26 protein-coding genes are annotated in these 24,270 nt (G+C 74.9%); 9 read left to right on the top strand and 17 right to left on the bottom strand.

Features of this window, described 5'->3' with window-relative positions:
- Positions 1-7: 7 nt before the first annotated feature.
- The 4 genes from BLT39_RS00610 to BLT39_RS00595 all read right to left on the bottom strand — a co-directional run bounded on the left by BLT39_RS00610 (position 8) and on the right by BLT39_RS00595 (position 4,342).
- Positions 8-1,159, bottom strand: coding sequence for a DegT/DnrJ/EryC1/StrS family aminotransferase (locus BLT39_RS00610; RefSeq protein WP_091057012.1), 1,152 nt, complete (start codon positions 1,157-1,159; stop codon positions 8-10).
- Entirely contained in the window at positions 1,156-2,217 is a 1,062-nt protein-coding gene (locus BLT39_RS00605) for a glycosyltransferase family 2 protein (protein ID WP_131801369.1), read from the bottom strand. The genes BLT39_RS00610 and BLT39_RS00605 overlap by 4 nt, the downstream gene beginning before the upstream one ends.
- Positions 2,218-2,291: 74 nt before the next feature.
- Positions 2,292-2,951, bottom strand: coding sequence for a NeuD/PglB/VioB family sugar acetyltransferase (locus tag BLT39_RS00600; protein WP_207507490.1), 660 nt, complete (start codon positions 2,949-2,951; stop codon positions 2,292-2,294).
- The gene (locus BLT39_RS00595) at positions 2,948-4,342 is read right to left on the bottom strand and encodes a class II fumarate hydratase (RefSeq protein ID WP_091057005.1); all 1,395 of its coding nucleotides are present in this window, start codon (positions 4,340-4,342) and stop codon (positions 2,948-2,950) included. The genes BLT39_RS00600 and BLT39_RS00595 overlap by 4 nt, the downstream gene beginning before the upstream one ends.
- A gap of 172 nt (positions 4,343-4,514) precedes the next feature.
- On the opposite strand from BLT39_RS00595, the gene BLT39_RS22640 reads away from it, so the two are divergent.
- Entirely contained in the window at positions 4,515-5,522 is a 1,008-nt protein-coding gene (locus tag BLT39_RS22640; RefSeq protein WP_207507488.1) for a hypothetical protein, read from the top strand.
- A 185-nt stretch (positions 5,523-5,707) separates the two neighbouring features.
- Entirely contained in the window at positions 5,708-6,118 is a 411-nt protein-coding gene (locus tag BLT39_RS00585) for a hypothetical protein (protein ID WP_091057002.1), read from the top strand.
- 57 nt (positions 6,119-6,175) lie between these two features.
- Here the strand turns inward: BLT39_RS00585 and glpX are convergent, their stop codons facing one another.
- Positions 6,176-7,231: a class II fructose-bisphosphatase gene (gene glpX, locus BLT39_RS00580; protein WP_091056999.1), complete on the bottom strand. Its 1,056-nt coding sequence runs from the start codon at positions 7,229-7,231 to the stop codon at positions 6,176-6,178.
- Between the two features lie 84 nt (positions 7,232-7,315).
- Here glpX and BLT39_RS00575 point away from each other — a divergent pair, with 84 nt between their 5' ends.
- Positions 7,316-7,933 carry a DUF4245 domain-containing protein gene (locus BLT39_RS00575; protein ID WP_091056995.1) on the top strand — a complete coding sequence of 206 codons (618 nt, stop codon included), beginning with the start codon at positions 7,316-7,318 and terminating at the stop codon, positions 7,931-7,933.
- A gap of 4 nt (positions 7,934-7,937) precedes the next feature.
- Here the strand turns inward: BLT39_RS00575 and BLT39_RS00570 are convergent, their stop codons facing one another.
- Together BLT39_RS00570 and xseA are read right to left on the bottom strand one after the other, a co-directional pair.
- A complete protein-coding gene (locus tag BLT39_RS00570) occupies positions 7,938-8,150 on the bottom strand; it encodes an exodeoxyribonuclease VII small subunit (RefSeq protein WP_091056991.1) in 213 nt (70 codons plus the stop codon).
- The gene (xseA, locus tag BLT39_RS00565) at positions 8,147-9,367 is read right to left on the bottom strand and encodes an exodeoxyribonuclease VII large subunit (RefSeq protein WP_091056987.1); all 1,221 of its coding nucleotides are present in this window, start codon (positions 9,365-9,367) and stop codon (positions 8,147-8,149) included. The genes BLT39_RS00570 and xseA overlap by 4 nt, the downstream gene beginning before the upstream one ends.
- Before the next feature lie 74 nt (positions 9,368-9,441).
- On the opposite strand from xseA, the gene BLT39_RS00560 reads away from it, so the two are divergent.
- A complete protein-coding gene (locus tag BLT39_RS00560) occupies positions 9,442-11,508 on the top strand; it encodes a transglycosylase domain-containing protein (protein WP_242658053.1) in 2,067 nt (688 codons plus the stop codon).
- Positions 11,509-11,515: 7 nt separating this feature from the next.
- Here BLT39_RS00560 and BLT39_RS00555 read toward each other — a convergent pair whose 3' ends face one another.
- Entirely contained in the window at positions 11,516-12,388 is an 873-nt protein-coding gene (locus tag BLT39_RS00555) for a lipid droplet-associated protein (RefSeq protein ID WP_091056979.1), read from the bottom strand.
- A gap of 60 nt (positions 12,389-12,448) precedes the next feature.
- Between BLT39_RS00555 and BLT39_RS00550 the strand changes: the two genes are divergently transcribed.
- Positions 12,449-13,432 (top strand): 4-hydroxy-3-methylbut-2-enyl diphosphate reductase, encoded by a 984-nt coding sequence (locus BLT39_RS00550; protein WP_091056976.1) that lies wholly within the window; start codon positions 12,449-12,451, stop codon positions 13,430-13,432.
- Between the two features lie 39 nt (positions 13,433-13,471).
- Here BLT39_RS00550 and BLT39_RS00545 read toward each other — a convergent pair whose 3' ends face one another.
- The 4 genes from BLT39_RS00545 to BLT39_RS23185 all read right to left on the bottom strand — a co-directional run bounded on the left by BLT39_RS00545 (position 13,472) and on the right by BLT39_RS23185 (position 17,323).
- Complete coding sequence (locus BLT39_RS00545) at positions 13,472-13,966, bottom strand: DUF6542 domain-containing protein (RefSeq protein ID WP_091056972.1); 495 nt, start codon at positions 13,964-13,966, stop codon at positions 13,472-13,474.
- 238 nt (positions 13,967-14,204) lie between these two features.
- The gene (locus tag BLT39_RS00540) at positions 14,205-15,254 is read right to left on the bottom strand and encodes a DNA recombination protein RmuC (protein ID WP_091056969.1); all 1,050 of its coding nucleotides are present in this window, start codon (positions 15,252-15,254) and stop codon (positions 14,205-14,207) included.
- Positions 15,255-15,290: 36 nt separating this feature from the next.
- A complete protein-coding gene (locus BLT39_RS00535) occupies positions 15,291-15,812 on the bottom strand; it encodes a methylated-DNA--[protein]-cysteine S-methyltransferase (protein WP_091056965.1) in 522 nt (173 codons plus the stop codon).
- The gene (locus tag BLT39_RS23185) at positions 15,809-17,323 is read right to left on the bottom strand and encodes an AlkA N-terminal domain-containing protein (RefSeq protein ID WP_278246916.1); all 1,515 of its coding nucleotides are present in this window, start codon (positions 17,321-17,323) and stop codon (positions 15,809-15,811) included. Before BLT39_RS23185 ends, BLT39_RS00535 begins: the two co-directional genes overlap by 4 nt.
- A gap of 118 nt (positions 17,324-17,441) precedes the next feature.
- Here BLT39_RS23185 and BLT39_RS00525 point away from each other — a divergent pair, with 118 nt between their 5' ends.
- Positions 17,442-18,515 (top strand): glycosyltransferase family protein, encoded by a 1,074-nt coding sequence (locus BLT39_RS00525; RefSeq protein WP_091056958.1) that lies wholly within the window; start codon positions 17,442-17,444, stop codon positions 18,513-18,515.
- 28 nt (positions 18,516-18,543) lie between these two features.
- On the top strand, positions 18,544-19,617 hold the full coding sequence (gene ychF, locus BLT39_RS00520; RefSeq protein WP_091056955.1) for a redox-regulated ATPase YchF: 1,074 nt from the start codon (positions 18,544-18,546) through the stop codon (positions 19,615-19,617).
- Here ychF and BLT39_RS00515 read toward each other — a convergent pair.
- The 3 genes from BLT39_RS00515 to BLT39_RS00505 all read right to left on the bottom strand — a co-directional run bounded on the left by BLT39_RS00515 (position 19,607) and on the right by BLT39_RS00505 (position 21,778).
- Positions 19,607-20,167 (bottom strand): hypothetical protein, encoded by a 561-nt coding sequence (locus BLT39_RS00515; protein WP_091056950.1) that lies wholly within the window; start codon positions 20,165-20,167, stop codon positions 19,607-19,609. The genes ychF and BLT39_RS00515 overlap by 11 nt on opposite strands.
- 69 nt (positions 20,168-20,236) lie before the next feature.
- Positions 20,237-20,935 carry a type 1 glutamine amidotransferase family protein gene (locus tag BLT39_RS00510; protein WP_091056946.1) on the bottom strand — a complete coding sequence of 233 codons (699 nt, stop codon included), beginning with the start codon at positions 20,933-20,935 and terminating at the stop codon, positions 20,237-20,239.
- Between the two features lie 9 nt (positions 20,936-20,944).
- Positions 20,945-21,778, bottom strand: a complete 834-nt coding sequence (locus BLT39_RS00505; protein ID WP_165640084.1) for a cytochrome c oxidase assembly protein — start codon at positions 21,776-21,778, stop codon at positions 20,945-20,947.
- A gap of 106 nt (positions 21,779-21,884) precedes the next feature.
- Between BLT39_RS00505 and BLT39_RS00500 the strand changes: the two genes are divergently transcribed.
- The gene (locus BLT39_RS00500) at positions 21,885-22,412 is read left to right on the top strand and encodes a DUF1440 domain-containing protein (RefSeq protein WP_165640083.1); all 528 of its coding nucleotides are present in this window, start codon (positions 21,885-21,887) and stop codon (positions 22,410-22,412) included.
- A 7-nt stretch (positions 22,413-22,419) separates the two neighbouring features.
- Here the strand turns inward: BLT39_RS00500 and BLT39_RS00495 are convergent, their stop codons facing one another.
- On the bottom strand, positions 22,420-23,193 hold the full coding sequence (locus BLT39_RS00495) for a hypothetical protein (RefSeq protein ID WP_091056936.1): 774 nt from the start codon (positions 23,191-23,193) through the stop codon (positions 22,420-22,422).
- 9 nt (positions 23,194-23,202) lie between these two features.
- Positions 23,203-24,012, bottom strand: a complete 810-nt coding sequence (locus BLT39_RS00490; RefSeq protein ID WP_091056933.1) for a polysaccharide deacetylase family protein — start codon at positions 24,010-24,012, stop codon at positions 23,203-23,205.
- A 74-nt stretch (positions 24,013-24,086) separates the two neighbouring features.
- On the opposite strand from BLT39_RS00490, the gene BLT39_RS22150 reads away from it, so the two are divergent.
- Positions 24,087-24,251, top strand: a complete 165-nt coding sequence (locus BLT39_RS22150; protein ID WP_165640082.1) for a hypothetical protein — start codon at positions 24,087-24,089, stop codon at positions 24,249-24,251.
- Positions 24,252-24,270: the final 19 nt, after the last annotated feature.

Below are 24,270 nucleotides of genomic sequence, written 5' to 3'. Positions count from 1 at the left end.
GAACCGGTCAGGCCGCTCCCCGGACCGCGGGCGCGGCGTGCCAGGCGATCGCGGCGCAGATGCGGTCGACGACCTCGCTGTCCATGCTGCCGTGCAGCGGGAGGGCCAGGCACTCGGCCGAGAACCGCCGGGCCACGGGCAGGTGCTCGGCCGACGGGTGACCGGAGAAGGGCTCGATGTCGCTGCACAGCGGGTGGAAGTACCGGCGGCTGATGATGTTGAGCCCGCGGAGCTCGCGGTGCAGCCCGTCCCGGTCGATCCCGGCCGAGCGCGCATCCACCCGGACGACGAGGTACTGGACCGAGGCGCCGTCCCCCGCGATGACGGACACGCCGGGCACGTCCTCGAGTCCGCGCACGTACCGCCGGGCGAGCGCGGACCGGCGGTCGATCTCGTCGTCCACCATGTCGAGCACGCGCAGCCCCATCGCCGCGTGCAGCTCGCTCATCTTGCCGTTCAGCCCGGTACCGGCGACGACGTCCTCGGAGCGGATGCCGAAGTTCCGGTAGTGCGTCAGGCGCTCGTGCAGCCCGGGGTCGTCGGTGACGAGCGCGCCGCCCTCGACCGCGTGGAACAGCTTCGTCGCGTGGAAGCTCAGCATGGTGACGTCGCCCAGCGACCTGGGGCCGGCCGGGAACACCGGAGTGCGGCGGGCGAAGGAGTGCGCGCCGTCGTACACCACCTTCAGGCCGTGCTCGTGGGCCAGCTGGCCGAGGGCCTCGGTGTCGCAGAAGGCCCCGTAGACGTGGGTGCCGACGATCGCCGACGTCGCGGCCGTGATGCGCTCGGCGACCGCCCTCGGGGACAGCGTGCCCGTGCGCGGGTCCACGTCGGCGAAGACCGGCGTCAGCCCCAGCGCGGCGATCGCCTGCACCGTCGCCGGGAAGGTGAAGGGGGTGACGACGACCTCGCCGCGCAGGTCGAGCGCGGCGAGGGCGGCGACGAGGGCCGTGGTGCCGTTGTTCCACAGCGTCACCTCGCCGACCCCGACCCTGCGCTGCACCGCGGCCTGGAGGCGCTCGTGGAACGCCCCCATGTTGGTGAGGATCCCCGACGCCCAGATCTCCTCGAGGTCGGCGACGTAGTCGGCCAGCGGGGGGAGGACCGGCCGGCTGACGTACAGCGGCTCGGCGAGGGCCTGCGGCCGGCTACCCGTCACGAGACCAGCTCGAGACCGCTGTCGACGTGCGCGGGCACCGACGTCCCGAGGAGTGCGCCGACGGGAGCCGCGCCGGCGCGCAGCGCCAGGGGCACGTCGGGGTCGCCGCCGACCACGCCCGCGTCGACCTCGTGCATCCCCACCAGGCAGAGCAGGGCGGCGCGGGCGGCAGGACCCCCGAGGTCGGCGCCGGCCGGCCCGATCAGCCAGGCGGCGCACCGGCCGAGCACCTGGGCGTAGGCAGCTCGCCGGTCGCCCGGGTCCGCGAGGAGCCCCGAGCGGTGCGCCCAGTCGACGACCCGCGGCCAGTCGAGCAGACCGCGGGAGATCAGGCGGGCGTCCGCGGAGTCCTGGGTCGCGTGGTGGCGGAACCTGCTGAGCGCGTCGGGGCTGTAGAACGCCGGACCGCGGGCGAGGAGGCGCAGCCACATGGTGAAGTCGGTGAGGGTCCACAGCGTCTCGCCGTCCAGGAAGCCCAGGTCCTCGGTGGCAGCGGCCAGGTCCGCGCTGCGCATCAGCACCGTGGTCGGCTCGCCGACGAGGTTGGCCCCGGCGCGGAGGCAGCGGACCACCAGGTCGGACCCGTCCAGCAGCCCGGAACGGTCGGCGAGGGGACGTTCCGCGGAGCCCGGGATCTCCTTCCCGGACGCGTCCACGTGCAGCCTGCGGGAGAAGGCCATCCGGGCCTCGGGGTGCGCCTGCAGACCGCGGACGAGCACGCGGACGTGGTCGGTGGCCAGGACGTCGTCGTGCATGACGAACTTGACGAACTCGCCACGGACGCGCTCGAGGAGGGCGAGCTGGTTCACGAACTGGCCGCCGTTGACCGGGTGGGTCACGACCTCCACGCGGGGGTCGGCCTCGGCCACCGCCGCGAGGATGCTGGGCGTGTCGTCGGTCGAGGCGTCGTCCCCGACCACCACCTGCAGGTTCTTGTAGGACTGGGTGAGGATGGACCTCAGGGTGGCCCGTAGGTGGACCGCGCCGTTCCAGGTCGGGACGAGCACGGTGACCAACGGGGTGTCCATCTGCGTGCGCTCCTCTGCCCAGCCCTGCACGCGCGCACTGCGCGGCGGCGCAGGTCCGTCATCGGCAGTCCGGTTCCGCAACGGCACCGGACCGCGCGGCGGGCTCAGCGAGGGGGGCGCACCCGGGCGGGGACACCGAGGGCCAGGGCGTCGGCCGGGATGTCGGAGACGACGGCGGCACCGGCACCCACGACCGCGTTCGCACCGATGGTCACCCCCGGGACGACCGAGCAGCCCGAGCCCAGGAACGCCCCGTCGCCCACGGTCACGTTGCCCGTCACGGAGACGTTCGGGCACAGGGTGGCGTAGTCGCCGATCGTGGCGTCGTGGCCCACGACCACCCCGGCGTGGACCTGCGCCGACCGCCCGGTGCGGACGTTCGTGGTGATCGTGGCGCCGCTCAGCACGACGGTGCCCGGGCCGAGCTCCACGCGGTGCCGGCCGACCGACGCCGCCGGGTGCACCAGGGTCACCGCGGGCCGGCCCAGACCGGACGCCCACGTGTCGATCGCGCGCCGGGCGGCTCCGCTGCCGATCGCCACGACGTAGCCGACGTCGTCCGGCAGTCCCTCCAGCTCGGCGACCGGGCCCAGGAAGGGCACGCCCCGCTCCTCGACGAGGGACACGTCGCCGTCGCCGTCGGCGAGGAAGCCGACGACGACCAACCGGTCGGGTCGACCGGAGTCCTCGATGGCCTCGACGACGTCGTGGACCTCCCGCCCGAACCCGCCGGCGCCGATGATGGCCAGACGGGTCGTGGTCACGGGTGGGTCATGGACAGCACGTCGAGAGCGGCGTCCAGCTGCGCCTCGGTGAGCTTGCCCTGGGCCACGAAGCCGCGCTCCACGACCACCTGGCGGATCGTCTTCCGCTCCTTGAGGGAGGTCTTGGCCACGACCGCCGCCTCCTCGTAGCCGATGTACTTGTTCAGCGGCGTGACGATGGAGGGGGAGCTCTCGGCGTAGGTGCGGCACTGCTCCTCGTTGGCCGTGATGCCGTCGACGCAGCGGTCGGCCAGCAGCCGCGACACGTTGGCCAGCAGCCGGATCGACTCCAGCACGTTGCGCGCCATCAGCGGCAGGGTCACGTTGAGCTCGAAGGAGCCGGTGGTGCCGGCGAAGGTGACGGCGGCGTCGTTGCCGATGACCTGGGCGGCGACCTGGATGGCGGCCTCGGGCAGCACCGGGTTCACCTTGCCGGGCATGATCGACGAGCCCGGCTGCAGGTCGGGGAGGGCGATCTCGCCGAGGCCGGTGCGCGGGCCCGAGCCCATCCAGCGCAGGTCGTTGCAGATCTTGACCAGGCCGACCGCGATGGTCTTGAGCTGGCCGGAGGCCTCGACCAGGCCGTCGCGGGAGCTCTGCGCCTCGAAGTGGTCGCGTGCCTCGGTGAGCGGCAGCTCCATGTCCGCGGCGAGCTTCTCGATGATCGTGGCGGCGAACCCGGGCGGGGTGTTGATGCCGGTGCCGACCGCGGTGCCGCCCAGGGGCAGCTCGCCGATGCGGGGGAGCGAGGCCTGCAGCCGCTCGACGCCGTAGCGGATCGCGGCGGCGTACCCGCCGAACTCCTGCCCGAGGGTGACCGGGGTGGCGTCCATCAGGTGGGTGCGGCCGCTCTTGACCACGGTGGCGAACTCGGTCGCCTTGCGCTCGAGGCTGGCGGCCAGGTGCTCCAGGGCCGGCACCAGGACGGCGACGACGGCGCGCGTGGTGGCGATGTGGATGGCCGAGGGGAACACGTCGTTGGAGGACTGCGACGCGTTCACGTGGTCGTTGGGGTGCACGGCCAGGCCGGAGGCGTCCGACGCCAGGGTGGCGATGACCTCGTTGGTGTTCATGTTCGACGAGGTGCCCGACCCGGTCTGGAACACGTCGATCGGGAAGTGCTCGTCCCAGTCGCCCCGGGCGACCTCCTGGGCGGCGGCGTGGATGGCCTGCGCGACGTCGCCGTCCAGCACGCCGAGCTCGGCGTTGACCGTGGCCGCGGCACCCTTGATGGCGGCCAGCGCGCCGATGAGCTCGCGCTCGATGGGCGTGCCGCTGATCGGGAAGTTCTCCACGGCCCGCTGGGTCTGCGCCCGCCACTTGGCGTGCGCGGGCACCCGGACCTCGCCCATGGAGTCGTGCTCGATGCGGAAGTCCTGCTCGGTGGCCACGCTGCTCTCCCGGTGGTGTCGACTGTCGTGCGAGACGCAAGGCAGACCCTAGACACCGGCGGCCCGGCAGCCGCGGCCCGGCCAGGTCACCGGAGGATCACGAAGGGTGGCCCTGCGTGGGACCGGTCCCTACGATCCGCACGCCAGGGTCCGGAACCGAGGAGTCCAGAACATGTCCCAACCCCCCAACCCGCCCCACGACGGCCAGCAGCCCTGGGGCGGCGGCGAGCAGCCGGGCCAGTCCGGGCAGCCCTGGGGTGGCCAGCAGGGGCAGTCGGGTCAGCACGGCCAGCAGCCGCCCTACGGCCAGCAGCCCCCCTACGGCCAGCAGGGTCAGTACGGCCAGCAGCCGCCTTACGGCCAACAGGGCCAGTACGGCCAGCCGCCCTACGGGCAGGACCAGTACGGGCAGCAGGGCCAGTACGGGCAGCCGGGCCAGTACGGGCAGCCGGGGCAGTACGGACAGCCGGGCCAGTACGGGCAGCCGGGCCAGTACGGCCAGCCGCCCTACGGGCAGCCCCCGTCGGGCAACAAGAACAAGGTCATCGCCCTGGCCATCGGCGGTGTCGTGCTCGTCGCGGCGATCGTGGTGGGCCTCGTGCTGTTCCTGGACAAGGGCAACAGCGACACCACCACGAGCCCGACCAGCACCTCCGCGGGTGAGTCCACCTCGGCCTCGCGCACCACCTCCTCGGGTGCGTCGTCCAGCTCCTCCGGGGGCGGCGGCTCGGTGCCGGCCGGCGAGTCACCCTCGGGCCTGGGCGACGACTCCTCCCTCGACCAGCTCGCCGACCGGTGCTACGCCGAGGACTGGGCCGCCTGCGACGAGCTCTGGCTGACCTCCGACGTCGGGTCGGACTACGAGGAGTACGGCTCGACCTGCGGCCAGCGGACCGACGAGACCTACGGCGAGTGCGACTCGCTCTACGGCGACGGCTCCGGGGGCAGCTCCGGCGGCGGCCCCGTGCCCCCGCCGGGTGCGACCCCCGACGGGCTCGGCTCCGACGCGAACCTCAACCAGCTGGCGCAGAGCTGCTACGACGGCAACATGGACGACTGCGACTCGCTGTTCTTCCAGTCGCTCGGCCAGGGCCTGGAGGCCTACAACGCCTACGGCGACTCGTGCGCCGGCCGCCAGCCGACCGGTACGGGCACGCCCTGCACCTCGGCCTTCGACTGATGGCCCAGCCCCCCGTCCCACCCCCGGGTGGGCAGCAGCCCTGGGGCGCCGACCCGTACGGGCCGCAGGGTCCCCACGGTCAGCAGCCGTGGAGCCAGCCGCCCTGGGGTCAGCCTCCGTACGGTCAGCCGCCCTACGGTCAGCAGCCCTGGGGCCACCCGCCGCAGAAGGACAACAAGAACACCGTGATCGGGCTGGCCATCGGCGCCGTCGTCGTGGTGACGGCGGTGGTCGTCGCGCTCGTGGTGTTCCTCGGCGGAGGGGACGACGACGTGCCGGTGGCCGCCCCGCCGACGGTCACGCTCAGCCTCCCGCCGCTGCCCTCGCTGCCGTCGATCTCCCTGCCGTCGCTGCCCTCGGACGGCAGCCTGTACGGGTCGATCATCGAGGGCACGCCCACCTCGCCCGACGGGCTAGGCGACGACGCCGAGCTCGACGGCTACGCGCAGGACTGCTTCGACGGCTCGGTCGAGGGGTGCCTGGACCTGTACGCGTCGTCGCCGGTCGACTCGGAGTACGAGCGGTACGCGGAGAGCTGCGGCGGCCGGGTGCCGTGGACCGAGGAGTCGACGGTCTTCGACTGCTTCACCTCCTGACCACCACGACGACGGCCGGGCCCCCCGCGGGGGACCCGGCCGTCGTCGTGCGGGAGGTCAGTAGTCGGAGCCGGCCGCGGAGTACTGGTTCAGCTTCTCCAGCGAGTGCAGGCTCTCGATGGCCCGGATCGTGCCCGACCGCGAACGCATGACCAGCGACTGCGTGGTGCACCCGCCGGCCCGGTACTGCACGCCGCGCAGCAGCTCGCCGTCGGTGATGCCGGTGGCGACGAAGAAGACGTCGCCGCGGACCAGGTCGTCGATGTCCAGCACCCGGTCGAGGTCGTGGCCGGCGTCGATGGCCTTCTGCTTCTCGTCGTCGTCCTTGGGCCACAGCCGGCCCTGGAGTGCACCACCCATGCACTTGAGCGCGCAGGCGGTGATGATCCCCTCGGGCGTGCCGCCGATGCCCAGCAGCAGGTCCACGCCGGTGCCCTCGCGGGCCGCGGCGATCGCGCCGGCGACGTCGCCGTCGGTGATGAACTTGATCCGCGCCCCGGCGTCCCGGACCTCCTGCGCCAGCGCCTGGTGGCGCGGGCGGTCCAGGATGACCACGGTGACGTCGGCGGGCCACGCCTTCTTCGCCTTGGCCACCCGGCGGATGTTCTCCTTCACCGGCAGCCGGATGTCGACCACGTCGGCGGCGATGGGCCCGGTGGCGATCTTGTCCATGTAGAAGACCGCGGACGGGTCGTACATCGCGCCCCGGTCGGCCACCGCGAGCACGGAGACGGCGTTGGGCATGCCCTTGGCCATCAGGGTGGTGCCGTCGACCGGGTCGACCGCGACGTCGCACTCGGCGCCGGTGCCGTCGCCGACCTCCTCGCCGTTGAACAGCATCGGGGCCTCGTCCTTCTCGCCCTCCCCGATGACGACGGTGCCGCGCATGCTCACGGTCTGGATCAGCGCCCGCATGGCGTCGACCGCCGCGCCGTCGCCGCCGTTCTTGTCACCCCGGCCGACCCACCGGCCCGCTGCCATCGCCCCGGCCTCGGTGACCCGGACCAGCTCCAGCGCGAGGTTCCGGTCGGGGCGGATGCCCGTCGGAGGGGTCTGCTCGTGGAAGGCGGAGTGGTAGGTCGGGACCGGGCCGTCGGGGACGGGCAGGGACAACGGAGGACCTCCTCGGGGGGCCGCCGGACCGCCGGTGCACCGCCGGTCGACGGGATGGGGGAGCGCTGCTGCGATCCTAGGTCCATGGCCGACACCGCACCTCAGGGTCAGGAGCGCTCGAAGGACGTCGAGGCGCAGATGGTCGCCAGTTCCTCGCAGGAGCGGGCCGCGAAGTTCACCGCCGCCAACATGGTGCGGTCGCTGCTCCCGCTGACCGTCATCGTGCTCGCGCTGGTCGGCCTGACCGCGCTGCGGCAGAACGACGTCGACCCGGTGCGCACGGTGGAGACGACCACGGGCACCCAGCTCGCGGCGGCCCGGGCGAGCTACCCGCTGCTGGTGCCGCAGGGCCTGCCCGACGACTGGCGGGCCACCAGCATCTCCACCGACGCCGGCGACGCCACCGAGACCGGCGACCCGGTGACGCTGGCCATCGGGTACGTCACCCCGAGCGAGGAGTACGCCGGCTTCGTGGTCGGCGACGAGCCCCGCGCCGAGGACCTGGCCCGGGTGCTGGACGGCCGGTCGGGCGACACCCCGGTGGAGATCGACGGCCGGCAGTGGACGGAGACGACCACCGCCCGGGGCGAGACCGCCTACCTGCTCGAGGCCGACGGTGCGACGGTCGCCGTCACCGGGTCGGCGACCGACGACGAGCTGCGCACCCTCGCGGCGTCCGTGCAGCCCTACCAGGCGGGGTGACCGCTCAGCGCTCCTCGGCGGGGGCCGCCTGCTGCAGCCGCTCGCGGGCCTCGTCGAGCCAGTGCTGGCAGACCCCGGCGAGCTCCTCGCCGCGCTCCCACAGCGCGAGGGACTCCTCGAGCGTCAGCCCGCCGCCCTCCAGCTTGCGCACGACGTCGGCCAGCTCCTCGCGGGCCTGCTCGTAGCTCTGCGTCGGGGCCGGCTCCGGGGTGCTCACGGCTGACCATCCTGCCGGTCCACGCGCACGGGGATGCGACCGCCGGCCACCCGCACCAGCAGGGACTGCCCGTCGGCGACCTCGTCGGGGGCGCGCACCAGCGCACCGTCGGCGGTCTGCACCAGGGCGTAGCCGCGGTCCAGGGTGGCCTGGGGGGACAGCGCGGCGACGCGGGCGCGGGCGTGCTCGAGGTCGCGGACGGCGAGGTCCACCCGGTGCGTGAGCGTGCGGGTGGCCCGGGTGCGCAGCGCGGCGACCTCCTCCCCGCGGCCGGCCAGCAGCCGCTCGGGCTCGGCCAGGGACGGGCGGCTGCGCACCGACTCCAGCCAGCGTTCCTGCTGCTCGACCCGGGCGGTGACCAGGGCGCGGGCGCGGGCGCGCAGCCCGTCGACCAGCCGGCGCTGCTCGCCGATCTCGGGCACCACCCGGTGGGCGGCGTCGGTGGGCGTGGCGGCCCGGACGTCGGCGGCGTGGTCGACCAGGGTGGTGTCGGTCTCGTGGCCGACCCCGGTGACCACCGGGGTGCGGCAGGCGGCGACGGCCCGGACCAGGCCCTCGTCGGAGAAGGGCAGCAGGTCCTCGACCGAGCCGCCGCCGCGGGCCAGCACGATGACCTCGACCTCCGGGTCCCGGTCCAGCCGCTGCAGCGCCTCGACGACCTCCTCGGCGGCGGAGGGGCCCTGCACGACGCAGTGCCGCACGGCGAAGCGGACGGCGGGCCAGCGCCGCCGCGCGGTGACCAGCACGTCGCGCTCGGCGGCGCTGCCCTTGCCGGTGACCAGCCCGACGACGGCGGGGGCGAAGGGCAGCGGCCGCTTGCGGTGGGCGTCGAACAGGCCCTCGGCGGCCAGCAGCGTGCGGATCCGCTCGATCCGGGCCAGCAGCTCGCCCAGCCCGACCGCCCGGATCTCGGTCGCGCGCAGGGAGAACGACCCGCGCGCCACGTAGTAGTCGGGCCGGGCCCGGACGAGGACCCGCGCGCCCTCGGTCAGCGCCGCGCCCGGCCGGTCGGCGACGTCCCGCGGGCAGGTGACCGGCACCGACAGGTCGGCGGCGGTGTCGCGGAGGGTGAGGAACACCGTCGCCGAGCCCCGGCGGGACAGCTGGGCGACCTGGCCCTCGACCCACACCTCGCCGAGGCGGCCGATCCAGTCGGCGACCTTGCGGGCCACGGTGCGCACCGGCCACGGCTGGTCCGGGGACGACGGTGCGGTCACGGGTGCGAGCCTGCCAGGTGCTCGTGCGGGGAGCTGCCAGCCGGTGCCCAGGCGGCGGGGGCAGGGTGCGGTGCGTGCGCTGGGTGGTCGTGGGGAAGCTTCTGGGAGCCGTCGTGGTCGCCGGCGTGCTCGTCGCCGCGGTGGCCGGGCCGTGGCTGGTCGGGCTCGACCTGGCCGGCCGGGCCGCCGCCGACAGCCAGGGCGCGGTGTCGACCACCGCCGTCGACGAGGTCACCACCGCGCCCCTGCCGGGCATCACCTCGGTGCTGGCCGCCGACGGGTCGCTGGTCACCGACTTCTACGACCAGTACCGGGTGCCGGTCACCGCCGGCCAGGTCGCCCCGGTCATGGGGACGGCGCTGGTCGACATCGAGGATTCCCGCTTCTACAGCCACGGCGGCGTCGACCCGATCGGCACGCTGCGCGCGCTGGTGACCGACGTGTCCAGCGGCGGCGCCGCGCAGGGCGGGTCGACGATCACCCAGCAGCTGGTCAAGCAGACCCTGGTGCAGCGCGCCACCTCGACCCAGGGGCAGCAGGAGGCCACCGCCGACACGCTGGCCCGCAAGCTCACCGAGGCACGGCTCGCCCTGGCCGTGGACGCCCGGCTGAGCAAGACCGAGATCCTCACCCGCTACCTGAACACCGTGTACTTCGGCCACGGCGCCTACGGCGTGCAGGCCGCGGCGCGCACCTACTTCTCCGTCGACGCCTCGGCGCTGACCCCGCTGCAGGCGGCGACGCTGGCCGGGCTGGTGCAGAACCCGTCGGCCGACGACCCGATCGCGCACCCCGACGTGGCGCAGGCCCGCCGCGACGTCGTGCTGCACCGGATGCACGACCTGGGCGACCTCTCCGACGCCGACCTGGCCGCCGACCTGGCGACCCCGGTGGCGACCGTGCCGGGCGGGACGCCACCGCAGGGGTGCGCGCAGGCGCTGGTCGGCGGCTTCTTCTGCAGCTACCTGAGGGGGTACCTCACCGGCACGCTCGGCCTGACCGACCAGCAGCTGGACGAGGGTGGCCTGGTGGTCCGCACGACGCTGGACCCGACCGTGCAGCGCAGCGGCGACGCCGCGACCGCCGGGGTGGTGTCGCCGGACAGCGAGCTGGCCGCGGTCTACGACGTGGTGCAGCCGGGCACCGGCCACGTGCTGGGCCTGAGCGTCAACCGCACCTACGGCTGCACCGGCACCGGCTGCACGTCGGTCGACCTGCCCACCGTGGCGGCCCGCGGGTCGGGGTCGACGTACAAGCTGTTCACCGCGGCCTACGCGCTGCAGCACGGCTACACCGCGTCGTTCACCCAGACCACGTCGAGCCCCTACACCTCGACGGTCTACAAGAAGAACGGCGGCACGCGCGGGGCGCCGTACACCATCTCCAACGCCAGTCCGAACTACCCGGAGACCCTCGACCTGGCCGACGCGCTGGTGATGTCGTCCAACACGTACTTCGTCGGCCTGGAGGACCACCTGGGCAGCGTGGAGGGCCCGGTCCGGGAGGCACAGCAGCTCGGGCTGGCGTCGCTCACCGACGACGACGCGCAGCAGATCATCGACGGCGAGGAGGGCTCGTTCACCCTGGGTCCCGACGCGACCAGCCCGCTGGACCTCACCGACGCCTACGCGACGGTGTTCTCCGGCGGCACCCGGTGCGACCCCACGCCGGTGACCGCCGTCCTGGCCGCCGACGGGTCACCGCTGACCGGGCCCGACGGCTCGGCGCTGGACACCGGCGACCACTGCACGGCCGGGGCGCTGCCCGCGCCGGTGGCGCACACCCTGGCGCAGGTCATGCGGGGCGACGTGGAGTCCGACATCGGCACCGCGAGCCGGGCCCGGATCGCGGGCCACGACATCGCCGGCAAGACCGGCACCGCGCAGGGCAACATCTCGGTCGCCTTCGTCGGCTCGACACCCGAGTACACCGCCGGCGTCATGGTGTTCAACCCGGACCGGAACGTGAGCGTGGGTGGCTACGGCGGCGACAAGGGCGCGCGGATCTGGCACGACGCCATGGCGCCGGTGCTCGCCGCCGGACCGACCGCGGACTTCCCGGCCGCCGACCGCCAGGTGCTGGGTGTCCCCGACGGCGGGGACTGCCCGTTCACCGAGGGCAACCTGGTGCTGGTCTGCTGACCGGCGCTCAGCCCTGCTCGCGGGCCAGCTTCTCCTTGCGGTTGCGCAGCAGCGTCAGGAACGGCGGCCGGGCCTGGTGCGCCTCCTCCCAGGCGAGCAGCTCGTCCACGGTCACCGGCTGGTAACCGCGGAGGCGACCGCGCAGCTGGGCGATGGTGAAGCCCTCGTAGCCGGAGACCGGCGCCTCGGCGGCGACCTCGTGGGCGGCGTCGATCGCCTTCTCCGACGCCGCGATGACCGCGTCGTCCTCGGCGGCGGAGTCGCTCATCCCGACGGCGAGCTCGTCGACGGCGGCGGTGATCTCGTCGGCCTGGGGGTCGTCGGGCAGCGTGGCGACGTCGGCGTCGGTGAGCACGGCCCCGCCGAGGTCGGCGGTCAGGCCGGTGGCCAGCAGCTCCTCGGTGGCCAGCGTCTCGTCGGTGAGGTCGTCGTCGCCGACCGCGGCGGCCTCGTCGACCACCAGCACCGGCTCCTCGACGGGCTCGTCGTCGAGGGGCTCGTCCTCGACGGGTTCGTCCTCGACCAGGTAGCCGTCGGGGGCGAAGGCGTCCTCGGGGTCGACCGGGACGCGGTCGAAGGAGGAGGTGCGCGAGCCCAGGCCGCCGGTCGCGGCGGGCGCGGCCGGGGGCAGGTCGTCCTCGTCGTCGTCGAAGGTGGCCAGGCCCGGCTCGTCGTCCCCGCGCAGGCCGGTGAGCAGCTCGTCGCCGCGGGCGACCAGCCCGGAGTACTCCTGCTGCACCTTCAACGCCGTCTGCATCGCCAGCCCGACGGCGCGGACGGGGAGGCCGGGCAGGGTCTCGGGCAGCTTGCGGGCCTCGTCCAGCAGCGTGGCGGCCAGCCCGGCGACGGCGCGGACGGGTTCGGGGATCTCACGGGCCATGGGGGAAGCCTGCCCCAGTGAGCGCTGCGGCGCGCCCCCAGGCCCACGTACCGTGGAGGCATGCCTGCTGATCAGCGCGGTCGCGTCCTGCTCGCCGACCCCCGTGGCTACTGCGCCGGTGTCGACCGCGCGGTCATCGCGGTGGAGAAGGCCCTGGAGATCCACGGCGCCCCGGTCTACGTCCGGAAGCAGATCGTGCACAACAAGCACGTGGTCGCCACCCTGGAGCGCCGCGGTGCGGTCTTCGTCGAGGAGACCGACGAGGTGCCCGAGGGTGCGGTGGTGGTCTTCAGCGCGCACGGCGTCTCCCCGGCGGTGCACGAGCAGGCCGCGGCACGCCAGCTGCGCACCATCGACGCGACCTGCCCCCTGGTCACCAAGGTGCACAAGGAGGCCAAGCGCTTCGCCGCCGACGACTACGACATCCTGCTGATCGGCCACCGGGGGCACGAGGAGGTCGAGGGCACGATGGGCGAGGCGCCCGAGCGCACCCAGCTCGTCGACGGTGCCGACGACGTGGCCAACGTCCAGGTCCGCGACCCCGAGAAGGTCGTCTGGCTCTCGCAGACGACGCTGTCGGTCGACGAGACGCTGGCGACGGTGGACCAGCTCAAGGGCCGGTTCCCGGGTCTGCAGGCGCCCCCCAGCGACGACATCTGCTACGCGACGCAGAACCGGCAGCAGGCCGTCAAGCAGATGGCCGCCGAGTGCGACCTGGTGCTGGTGGTCGGCTCGACGAACTCGTCGAACTCGGTGCGGCTGGTCGAGGTCGCCCTGGAGGCCGGGGCCCGCGACGCGCACCTGGTCGACTACGCCGCCGAGGTCGACGAGGCCTGGCTCGAGGGCGTGTCGACCGTCGGGGTGACCAGCGGGGCGTCGGTTCCCGAGGTGCTGGTGTCGGAGCTGCTGGACTGGCTGGGTCGGCGTGGCTACCCGGACGTGGAGACGGTGAAGGCGGCCGAGGAGCGGCTGGTGTTCGCGCTGCCGCACGAGCTCAAGCAGCGCCGGGAGGCCCTGGTCGTCGACACCGCGGCGACGGACTGAGCGCGCGGTCCCGCGCCGGGTGGCGCGGGACCGTCGGGGTCAGCGGCGGGCGACCGCGCGGACCAGGCCGATGACCAGGGCGGCGGCGACCGCGATGGCCATGGCCGGGAAGCCGCGGATGAGCAGCGTGGCGATCGTCGGCAGCGACAGGGTGGCCGAGGGCGCCAGCACGATGTTGGCCAGCGCGACGCCGACGAACACCAGCGGCGGGGCGACGACGACGGTGGCCAGGTCGCGGCGGCGGACCAGCAGGGCCGCGGCGACGGTGGAGCCGGCCAGGCCGATCGTGGTGATGGTGCCCAACCCCACGCCGAGGTAGGAGTCCGCGGCCGCGGCGGCCAGGGTCACCAGGAACACACCCAGGACGGCGAGGGCACCGACGACCCCGCGCTGGGGGGCGGCGGACCGGCGCGGCGTGCGGCGGGGGTCACCGGCGGGGTCGCGTCCCTCGCGGCGCGGGTCGCGCGCAGCGGGCCGCTGGGCGCGCGGGGAGCCGGGGACCGGGCCGTCGAAGGACCACTCGTCCTGCGGCACGGGCCTGCTCCGCGGGGCGCCGGAGCGGGGGCGGGGGACGTCCCCGGGGTAGCTGCGCTCGGGACGCACGGCACCCTCCCGCCTGGATCCGACTGCACTGATCGGTGCGATGGTGCACCTCCTCGCTCCTGGCAGCACCCCTGTGCGGCCGATGATCGATCACGTCACGGTAACGGCCGTCCCTGTCGGGGAGCTGGAGGTGAGCACAGTGCGCCCGGGCGCGTCGCGGTGGGCCGGCTCACCCGGTGCGCAGCTCCGGGTCGGGGGCGGGGTGCAGCTCGCGCACCTGGGCGCTGACCGGCGCCGGGGTGGGCACGGGGGTGGCGGACACCCCCAGGTCGTCGAACCGGCGGGCGGTGGTGAGCACCGAGCGCTCGTAGCTGCCGACGGTGTCGTTGAACCGGCCGACGGCCGAGCCGAGGGCGGCGCCGAGCTTGCCGAGGTGGCCCGACAGCGTGCCCAACCGGGTGTGCAGCAGGCGGCCGACCTCGAGCACCGCGCCGGCGTCGCGGGCCAGCCGCTCGGTGCGCCAGGAGTAGGCCACGGTGCGCAGCAGCGCGAGCAGGGTGCTGGGGGTGGCGATGACCACGTCGCGGCCGAAGGCGTGCTCGAGCAGACCCGGCTCGGCCTCCAGCGCGGTGGTCAGGAAGCCGTCGGAGGGGACGAACAGGACGGTGAAGGGGGCGGCGGGGTCGAAGGCGGTGGGGTAGCGCCGGGCGGCCAGGGCGTCGACGTGGGCCCGCAGCTGGCGGGCGTGCTCGGCGACCCGGGTGACCCGGACCGCCTCGTCGGTGGCCTGCACGGCCTCGATCCAGCCGGCGAAGGGCACCTTGGCGTCGACGACCACGTGCTTGCCGTCGGCCAGGGTGACCACCAGGTCGGGCCGGACACCCGCGCCCAGGTCGTTCACCGAGGAGGGCTGCTGCACGAAGTCGGCGTGCTCGAGCAGCCCGGCCACCTCGACCAGCCGGCGCAGCTGCACCTCGCCCCACCGCCCGCGCACGTGCGGGGTGCGCAGGGCGGTGACCAGGGCGGCGGTCTCCTGCCGCAGCAGCGCCGAGGTCTGCCCGACCGTGCCGACCTGCTCGCGCAGCTCGCCGTGCGCGGTGGCCCGGTCGCGCTCGATGCCGGCCAGCAGCCGGTGCAGGTGGTCCAGCGACTCGTGCACCGGCTCCAGGCCGTCGGGCTGCGGGGTGCGGCGGCGCACCACGGCGACGACGCCGAGGGTGACCGCGGTGGCCAGCAGCGCACCGACGAGCAGGCCCAGCAGCAGGGAGGCGGCGTCCATGCCCGGGAGGGTGCCCGAGGGGTACGACAGAACCGGTCAGGCGGGCGCGGGGGCGGGCGCGGGGGCGTGCGCGGCCTCGTGGTCCAGCAGCCAGCGCTTGACCGGCGTCCCCCAGCGGAACCCGCCGAGGCCGCCGCCGGTGGCCAGCACCCGGTGGCAGGGCACGAACAGGGCGGCGGCGTTGCGGGCGCAGGCCCCCGCGGCGGCGCGGACGGCGGCCGGCCGGCCGCACCGCGCGGCGAACGCCGCGTAGCTGTCCGGCTGCCCGGCCGGCACGGTGCGCAGCACGTCCCAGGCCTCCTGCAGGAACGGGCCGGACCGCTGGCGGACCACGACGGCGTCGACCGCGGCCACGTCGCCGGCGTGGAAGGCGTCCACGACGTCGAGCACGGGCAGCCGGTGGACGGCGGTGACCTCGGCCGGGCGCAGCGAGCGGTGCACCACGGGGAGCAGGTCGCCGATGTCGGCGGTCCAGCCGCTGGCCAGCACGGCGTCGTCCTGCACGAGGACGGTGAACGGGCCGACGGGTGTGCCGGTGGTGGCGTGCAGCGCGGTCATGGCGAGTCCTCCGGGTGGCGGGTGAACAGGGCGGGGGCGGACATCGCCCACAGGTGCAGCACGGCGTAGGAGCGCCAGGGCCGCCAGCGGGTGGCGGCGTCGGCGTCGGAGCTGCCGAGCGCGGCCAGCGCGCGGCGCAGGGCCAGGTCGCCGGGGAGCCAGACATCGGGGTCGCCGAGCCCGCGCAGCGCCACGAGCGCGACGGTCCAGGGGCCGATGCCCGGCAGGGCGAGCAGGGCGCGGCCGGCCTCGGCGCGGTCGGCACCGGGGCCGAGGTCGACGGCGCCGGTGCCCAGCGCGGCGGCCAGGGCGTGCACGGTGGCGCGGCGCTTGCCGGTCAGGCCGACGGCAGCGAGGTCGGCCTCGACCAGCGCCGCGGGGCGGGGGAAGGCGTGGGTGAGGGTGCCGACCGGCTCGGGCAGGGGGGTGCCGGCCGCGGTGAGCACCCGGGCGGTGAAGGTGCGGGCGCCGGCGAGGGAGACGTGCTGACCGAGCACGGCACGGACGGCGGCCTCGGCGGCGTCGGGGTGGGTGGGCACCCGCCGGCCGGGCGCGGCACGCACCAGGCGGGTGAGGGCGGGGTCGGCGGCCAGGACGTCGTCCACCGCGGTCGGGTCGGCGTCCAGGTCGAGCAGGTGCCGGCAGCGGGCGACCGCCGTCCCCAGGTCGCGCAGCTCGGTCAGGTGCAGCCGGGCGGTGACCGAGGTGCCGTCGGCACCGGGGGACAGCCGCACGACGGCGGGGCCGTGGGGCAGGTCGAGCACCCGGGAGAAGGTCGTGCCGTGCCACTCCTCCAGACCCGGGACGGCGTGGCCGCCGAGGAACAGCAGCACCTCCTCGGCGCTGAACGGGGCCCGGGCGGCCAGCCGCAGGGTCAGCCAGCCCGAGGGGCCGCGGCCGGCGCGGGAGCGGGAGCCGCGCAGGTCGGTCGGGGTGGTGGCGAACACCTCGCGGACGGTGTCGTTGAACTGCCGGACGCTGGTGAAGCCGGCGGCGAAGGCGATGTCGGCGACGGGCAGGTCGGTGGTCTCCAGCAGCACCCGGGCGGTCTGCGCGCGCTGCGCCCGGGCCAGGGCCAGTGGGCCGACGCCGAGCTCGCCGACGACGAGCCGGTGCAGCTGGCGCTCGCTGTAGCCCAGCGCTGCGGCCAGCCCGGAGACCCCGCTGCGCTCGACCTCGCCGTCGGCGACCAGCCGGACGGCGCGGGCGACGACATCGGCGCGGACATCCCACTCGGGCGACCCGGGGACGGCCTCCGGACGGCAGCGACGGCAGGCCCGGAACCCCGCGGCCTGCGCCCCGGCCGCGGTCGGGTGGAACTCGACGTTGCCCGGCAGCGGGGTGCGGGCCGGGCACGAGGGCCGGCAGTAGATCCCGGTGGTGTGCACAGCGGTGAAGAACCACCCGTCGAAGCGGGCATCACGGCTGGCCACGGCGCGGTAGCAGCGTTCAGGGTCCAGGCCCCGACCCTGGTCGCGGCCCTGGTCGCGGCCCTCCAGCAGTTCGGTCACGGCTGCGAGCATGCCAGCGGGGGAGGACAGGTTCTGGCGGGAATCGGACACGACGGTGCGCGGGCCGGACGACGCTGCCGATACCGGGCACGAGCAGCCCCTCCCGGAAGCAGGACCCATGCGCGTCGTCGTCTGCAAGACCTTCTTCAACGGCCTGAGCTACTACCGGGCGGAGGAGCCGGCCCGTGCGGTGGTCGAGGCCGGCATCGGGGTGGAGGTGGTGGTCGTGCCGGGCCTGGCGACGACGATGAGCACCGGGCCCGACCCGGTCGTGCTCGACGTCGACGACCAGGGCGCCGACGTCGTGGTCATGCAGCTGCCCAAGACCGTCGAGATGCTGCAGTGCCTGCGGATCCTGCAGGCCCGGGGGACCGCCGTGGTGGTCGAGGTCGACGACCTGCTGCACGGGGCGTCCTACGGGCTCGTCGGCCACCTGATGGCCCAGGTCGGGGCCTCCCAGCGGGTCCTGGAGTGCGCCCGCGAGGCCGACCTGGTCACCGTCACCACGCCGGTGCTGCTCAAGGAGTACGCCCGCCACGGCCGGGGCGCCGTGGTGCCCAACGCCGTCCCGCGCCGGGTCGCGGAGCTGACCCCGGCCTACGAGCGGCAGCCCGACCGGGTGGTCCTGGGGTGGACCGGGAACGTGCTCGGGCACCCCTACGACCTGCAGGAGATGGGCTCGGGCCTGCAGCAGGCGCTGGACGCCACCGCGGGGGGCAGCGAGTTCGTCGTCCTGGGCCAGCGGTGGGACGCCGCCGAGCGGCTCGGGCTGCGGGCCGAGCCGCGGGAGGTGCCGTGGGAGAACGCCGTCGACGACTACCTCGCGCTGGTCGGGGACACCCTGGACATCGGGCTGGCCCCGCTGCGGGTGGACCGGTTCAACACCGCGAAGAGCTGGCTGAAGGTGCTGGAGTACGCCGCCCGCGGGGTGTTCGCCGTCCGGTCGCCGATCACGGAGTACGACCGGCTGGGGCTGGGCTACCGGGCGCGGGCCGCGCGGGACTGGGCCAAGGCGCTCACCCGGGCCGTGCAGGACCCGGGGTGGCGGGTCGAGCAGGCCCGCGCGGCGCGCGAGGTCGTGCTGGAGCAGCACCTGGTGGAGCACCGGGTGCCGCAGTGGGTGGGTGCGTGGGAGCAGGCCGCCGCGCACCGCGCCGAGGCACGGGGCAAGGCCGCGGTCACGATCGGCTGACCCGCCCGGGGCCGTAGGCTGGCTCCTCGTGAGTCTCACCATCGGGATCGTCGGCCTGCCCAACGTCGGCAAGTCGACCCTGTTCAACGCGCTGACCAAGAACGACGTGCTGGCGGCGAACTACCCGTTCGCGACCATCGAGCCCAACGTGGGCGTCGTCGGCGTCCCCGACGCGCGGCTGGGTGTGCTGGCCGAGCTGTTCGGCAGCGCGAAGACGATCCCGGCGACGGTGTCCTTCGTCGACATCGCCGGCATCGTGCGGGGGGCGAGCGAGGGGCAGGGCCTGGGCAACAAGTTCCTGGCCAACATCCGCGAGTCCGACGCCATCTGCCAGGTCATCCGGGTGTTCGCCGACCCCGACGTCGTGCACGTCGACGGCAAGGTCTCGCCGAGGGACGACATCGAGACGATCAACACCGAGCTCCTGCTCGCCGACCTGCAGACGCTGGAGAAGGCGGTCCCGCGGCTGGAGAAGGAGATGCGCAAGGACAAGGACCGCAAGGCGTTGTACGACGCCGCGGTCGCCGCGCAGAAGGTGCTGGACGGCGGGCAGACCCTGTTCGCCGCGGGGGTGGACACCGAGCCGCTGCGCGAGCTGGGCCTGATGACCACCAAGCCGTTCCTGTACGTGTTCAACGTCGACTCCGACGAGCTGGGCAACACCGAGCTGCTCGACGAGCTCCGCGCGCTGGTCGCCCCCGCCGAGGCGATCGTGCTCGACGCGCAGACCGAGGCCGAGCTGGCCGAGCTGCCCGACGAGGAGGCCGCCGAGCTGCTGGCCGCGGTCGGCCAGGAGGAGCCGGGCCTGCACCAGCTCGCCCGGGTCGGCTTCGCCACCCTGGGCCTGCAGACCTACCTGACCGCCGGTCCGAAGGAGTCGCGCGCGTGGACCATCCCGGTCGGGGCCACCGCGCCCCAGGCCGCCGGGGTCATCCACACCGACTTCCAGCGCGGCTTCATCAAGGCCGAGGTCGTCTCCTTCGACGACCTGGTCGCCGCCGGCTCGATGGCCGAGGCCAAGTCCCGCGGCCAGGTGCGCATCGAGGGCAAGGAGTACGTGATGGCCGACGGCGACGTGGTCGAGTTCCGCTTCAACGTCTGACGCCGTCCGCCCGGCCGGCCGGGTCGTCCGCCAGCAGCGCCCGACGGCGCTGCAGGCGGGCCGTCCGGAGGCGGTCCCACGCGACGGTCGCCGCGCCGAGCACGACCAGCACCAGGCCCCAGGCGCTCCCGTCGAGCGCGAACAGGGTGCCCGACACGGCAGCGATGGACGCCGTGAGCACCTGTCCGAGCCGTTGGCGTCCCCGCTCCGCGAGTGCGTACTCGATCAGCGCGCGGGCGACCCCCCGGGTGTCCGGGTCCACCGGGACCGGGCCGCGGTTCGCCGCCCGCACGGCCTCGCGGTTGGGCATGCGGTCCTGCAGCGCCGACCGCAGCGCACCGAGCCGACGGTGCTCCAGCAGCCCGATGAGCACACCGAAAGGCAAACCGAACAGGACGCCCCCGAGCAGGCTCGCCCACGGCGCCTGCCCGGGCGGCGCGAAGGCCGCCCAGCCCACCAGCTGGACGCCGCTCATCACCGTCACGCCCACGACGACCGAGACCCGGACCAGCCGGGACGGCGGCCCGAAGCCGAGGCGGTAGGTCAGCACGGCGCCATGATGGGCTGCCGACGGGCGCTGCGGCGGGGACCCGACCCGCGCGGGTGAGGAGCCGGCGGGTCAGTCCGCCGTCCGGCGGCTCACCAGGGGCCCACCGTCACCGCCGCGGGCGGTCCACACGGCACCGGTCCCGCTGACCGCGCCGGCGTCGGGGTCGGCGGCGTCCACCGGGAGCGACAGGCAGGTGCCCTCGTCGATCCCCACGGCCACGGCCCGGTCGGCCGGGACCACCGCGACCGTGCGGCCCAGGGTCCCCGCCTGGGCGGTGTGCACGTCCACCGGGAACGGCAGCAGCCCGAGCCCGGGCCGGGTGGTCAGCTCCTCCAGCCCCTCCGACCACTCCTCGGGGCACACCGCGCGGCCCTGCTGGCGCCAGCCGCCGGCCAGCGCGTCCACCGGGGTGACCATGGCGCCGGCGGAGAAGCCGAGGTAGGGCAGCCCGGCCCGCACCAGCTCACCCACCGGCCCGGCCGCGCCGGCCAGACCGTCCAGGTAGCGCGGGGTGCGGCCGCCCCCGACGACCAGCGCGTCCAGCCCGGCCAGCCCCCGGACGTCGAACGGCCGGCCGGGGCGCAGCGGCAGCAGCACGCAGTCCCCGCCGACCACCCGCGCGTAGGCCGGGAGCCAGCACCGCCCGACGACCGGTGACCCGGCCAGTGCGACCCCCACCCGCGGCCGCCCGGGCAGCTCGGCCCGGAACGGCGCCACCGCCCCGGCCGGCGTGGTGTCCGGACCCCCGCCGACCAGGTGGATGCTCACCGACGCAGGCTAGGCGCGCGGTCCGTAGCGGGCCCGCAGTGCCGGGTCGGCCAGCCACCAGGGCTCCGCGGACGGCGCCGCCTCGTCCAGCTCGGCGTCCACCCGCACGGCCTCCCGGCGTTCCACCCGAATCCACTGCAGCACGGTCAGCACCAGGAAGGGCAGGTCCAGCACCTCGGCCACCGTCCACAGCAGGCCCCCGGCCGCCTGCTGCCCGGCCAGCCACCCGGGTGCGTCGAACCACGGGACGGTCAGGTGCGTCTCCAGCCGCAGCACGATCCCCGGCACCGCGTCCAGCAGCAGCTCGACCACCCCGACGGCCAGCGCCGCGCCCACCGCCAGCGACGAGCGCGCGTCGTCCCGGTCCACCAGCGGCAGCGCGATCAGCGCCCCCAGCCCGAGCAGCACCAGGTGCACCGCCCAGCCGGCCGGCTCCGACGACAGCGCCAGCTGGCCGACCCCGCCGAAGAACAGCAGCCCGGCCGCCACCGGCACGTACAGCGGTGACAGCGCGGGGTGCCCGACCACGCGCAGCGCCCGCGGCCAGCGCCGGTGTCCCCGGAGCAGCGCGACCGGCTGCCCGGCGACCAGCAGCACCGGTACGACCAGCAGCAGGAGCAGCTCCTGCGCGGTCCACACCCACTCCACCTGCCGGCCCTCCACCTGCAGCCAGCCCGACGTCACCCACGCCGCCAGCAGCACCCCCGCCGCGAACGACACGTCCCGCAGCACCGGCCAGGTCTGCCCGGCCGACCGCACCCGCAGCCGCGCCCGCACGACCGCCACGACGAGGACGGCGAGGACGCCGAGGACCAGCCAGTCCGGTCGCCACAGGGTGAGCACCCGCCGATGGTGCCGCGACCACCTGTGCGTCGGCTGCCCCCGCCCGCCGTGGGCAGATCTGCCGATGCCGCGGTTGGTCGGCCGGATCAGGGGCACGTGGACCGTCGTGCCCCCGTCACCGTCCCTCCGTGCCGCCCTCACCTACGGTGCCGCCGCCGGTCTCGCCGCCTCCTGGGTCAAGTCGCAGGCCGAGCCCGTGCTCCAGCGCCTGGCCGAGGCGGTCGTGCCACCGACCCCGGCGGAGAAGGGGCGCCCGGCCGCGGACCCCGGCAACACCGCGGTCATGCCCCCGGCCCTCGTCGTCGACCGCGCCGAGAAGGCCCTGACCGGCACCCCCGCGAGCCTGGAGCAGAAGACCGCGCTGACGCCCGTGCTGCACTACGCGATGGGCACGGCCCTCGGGGTCGGGTACGCGCTGGCCACCCGGCGCAGCGACCGGGCCGCAGCCGGGTTCGGCACGGCCGCGGGGGCGGTCGCCTTCCTGGCCACCCACGCCTCGACGCTGCCCGCCGCGGGGGTGCAGACCCCACCCACCCGGTTGCCAGCCGCCTGGTGGGTGTGGGAGGGCGGCAGCCACCTCCTGTTCGGCGCGACGCTCGAGGCCGCCCGGCGGTGGTGGCTGCGGTCCCGCTGACCCCGGCTCAGGCCCCGCTGTTGCCCTGGTAGCGCCCCGTCGGGTCGACGACCAGCTCCGGGTGCGCCAGCACGCGGTCGGGCGGCCAGCCCTGCACGAGCTTGACGAGCAGGAGCGAGTGCAGCCGCTCGAGGCAGAACGCGGGGGCCCGGCGGTTGTACCCCTCCCGCGGCTCGGCGGCGGTCTCCAGGAACGCGCTCGCCACCCGCTCCAGGTCGGTCATGGTGGCGATCCACCACGACCGGGGGAAGACCCCGACCGACGCCGCCGGGACCAGGACGTCCCCGCCGAGCCAGGCCGCGACCTCGTGGTCCTCGACCACCTGCAGCTCGATGGCGAGGGCCATGAACCGCAGCAGGTCGCGGACCGGGTGGAAGCGGCCGTACTGCGCGACCAGCGACGGCGGGACCGGGAAGGGCTCGGGGTGCAGGATCGTGCCGGGCGGTGGCAGGAAGCGGTCGCGGGACAGCTTCGCGAAGTCCGCCGGCTTGATCGCCTCGCCCCGCCGGGAGGAGACCCGCGCCGGGAGGGTCACCGCGAACCGCCGGTAGTGCGAGATGCCCACCATCTCGTCGGGGCTCGCCGCCGGCTCCTCCTCCAGCACCCGGCGCAGGGCGAACAGGGTCGCGTACTCACCGAGCTGGGGGTCGGTCCCCACCCACTGGGGGGCGTGCGCACCGAGGTCCTGCACGCCCTCGTCGACGGGGGAGATCGAGACCGCCTCGACGAACCGCGGCAGCGGCCAGGCCAGCGGGCGGTAGGCGACGCTGAAGTAGCGCATGGCTCCCTCTCAGGAGGTCGGGGGGAGGAAGACGTCGTCCAGCGTGACCGTGGTCAGGCCGCGGGAGACCACGAGCTGGTGCAGCTGCGGGAAGACCGTCGTCACCGGGGTGAAGTTCAGGTGCCCGATGACGATGTGCTGGGGCAGGAACCACTGGTCGGCGAAGCCGAGCAGCGCCTCGGGCGTGATGAGCGCGGAGTCCGACAGCGACCCGTACCAGAGGACCGGGCACGTGTAGCCGATCGCGGCGGCCGCGGCGTCGGTGGCGGCGTTGCGGTAGCCGTACGGCGGCCGGTAGTACGGCCGCATGTCGACGCCGTAGGTGGCCTGCACGAAGTCGTGGTTGCGCTGCAGCTCGTCCTGGATGCCGGCGGTCGACAGCGAGGTGAGGTCGGCGTGGCTCCAGGTGTGGTTGCCCAGCTGGATGCGCCCGTCGGCGACCAGCGGGCGCAGCAGGTCGGCGTTCTCGGTCCACGCGGGCTTGGAGCCGTTGAGGAAGAACGTCAGCCGGGTGCCGGTGTCGCGGCCGAACTCGGTGTAGGCGCGCACCACGGAGCTGTCGTCGCCGTCGTCGACGGTCCAGGCCAGCAGCGACCCCTCGCCGGGCAGCCCGGTGAGCTTCCCCGGCGGCACGGGCACCCGGGTCAGCTGCGGCGCCGGGAAGGTGGGGGACGGCGTCGTGGTGGGCGCGGTGGTGGTCGGGCGCGGCGGCGTGGTGGTGGGCGCGGCCTGCGGGGCGGTGCCGGCCCCGGTGCTGCAGCCGGCGAGCACCGCGGCACCACCGGCGAGCGCGGTGGCGAGGAAGCGTCGACGGTCCACGGCGGGGAGGCTACGTCGCGGTCGCGGGGACGCCGGGGCTCAGGTGCGGGTGTCGGGCTGCCGATACCTGGGGCATGACGACGACGGTGTGCGACGCGCTGCACCAGGCCGGCACCTCGGCGGCCACCCTGTCCGCCGACACCCGCGGCGACGACCTGTTCTCGGCGGCCGGCTGGCTGTCCACCGCGGTGACCGAGGCGCTCGAGGCCCCCGACCTGGCGGTGCTGGCGCCGCTCTGACCGGTCGTAGGGTCGGGGC

Origin of the sequence: Klenkia brasiliensis, from assembly GCF_900100695.1 — a bacterium.
In the GTDB taxonomy this organism is placed as follows: domain Bacteria; phylum Actinomycetota; class Actinomycetes; order Mycobacteriales; family Geodermatophilaceae; genus Klenkia; species Klenkia brasiliensis.
The sequence above is the reverse complement of the archived record's forward strand: the minus strand, read 5'-3'. Positions and strand labels throughout refer to the sequence as shown.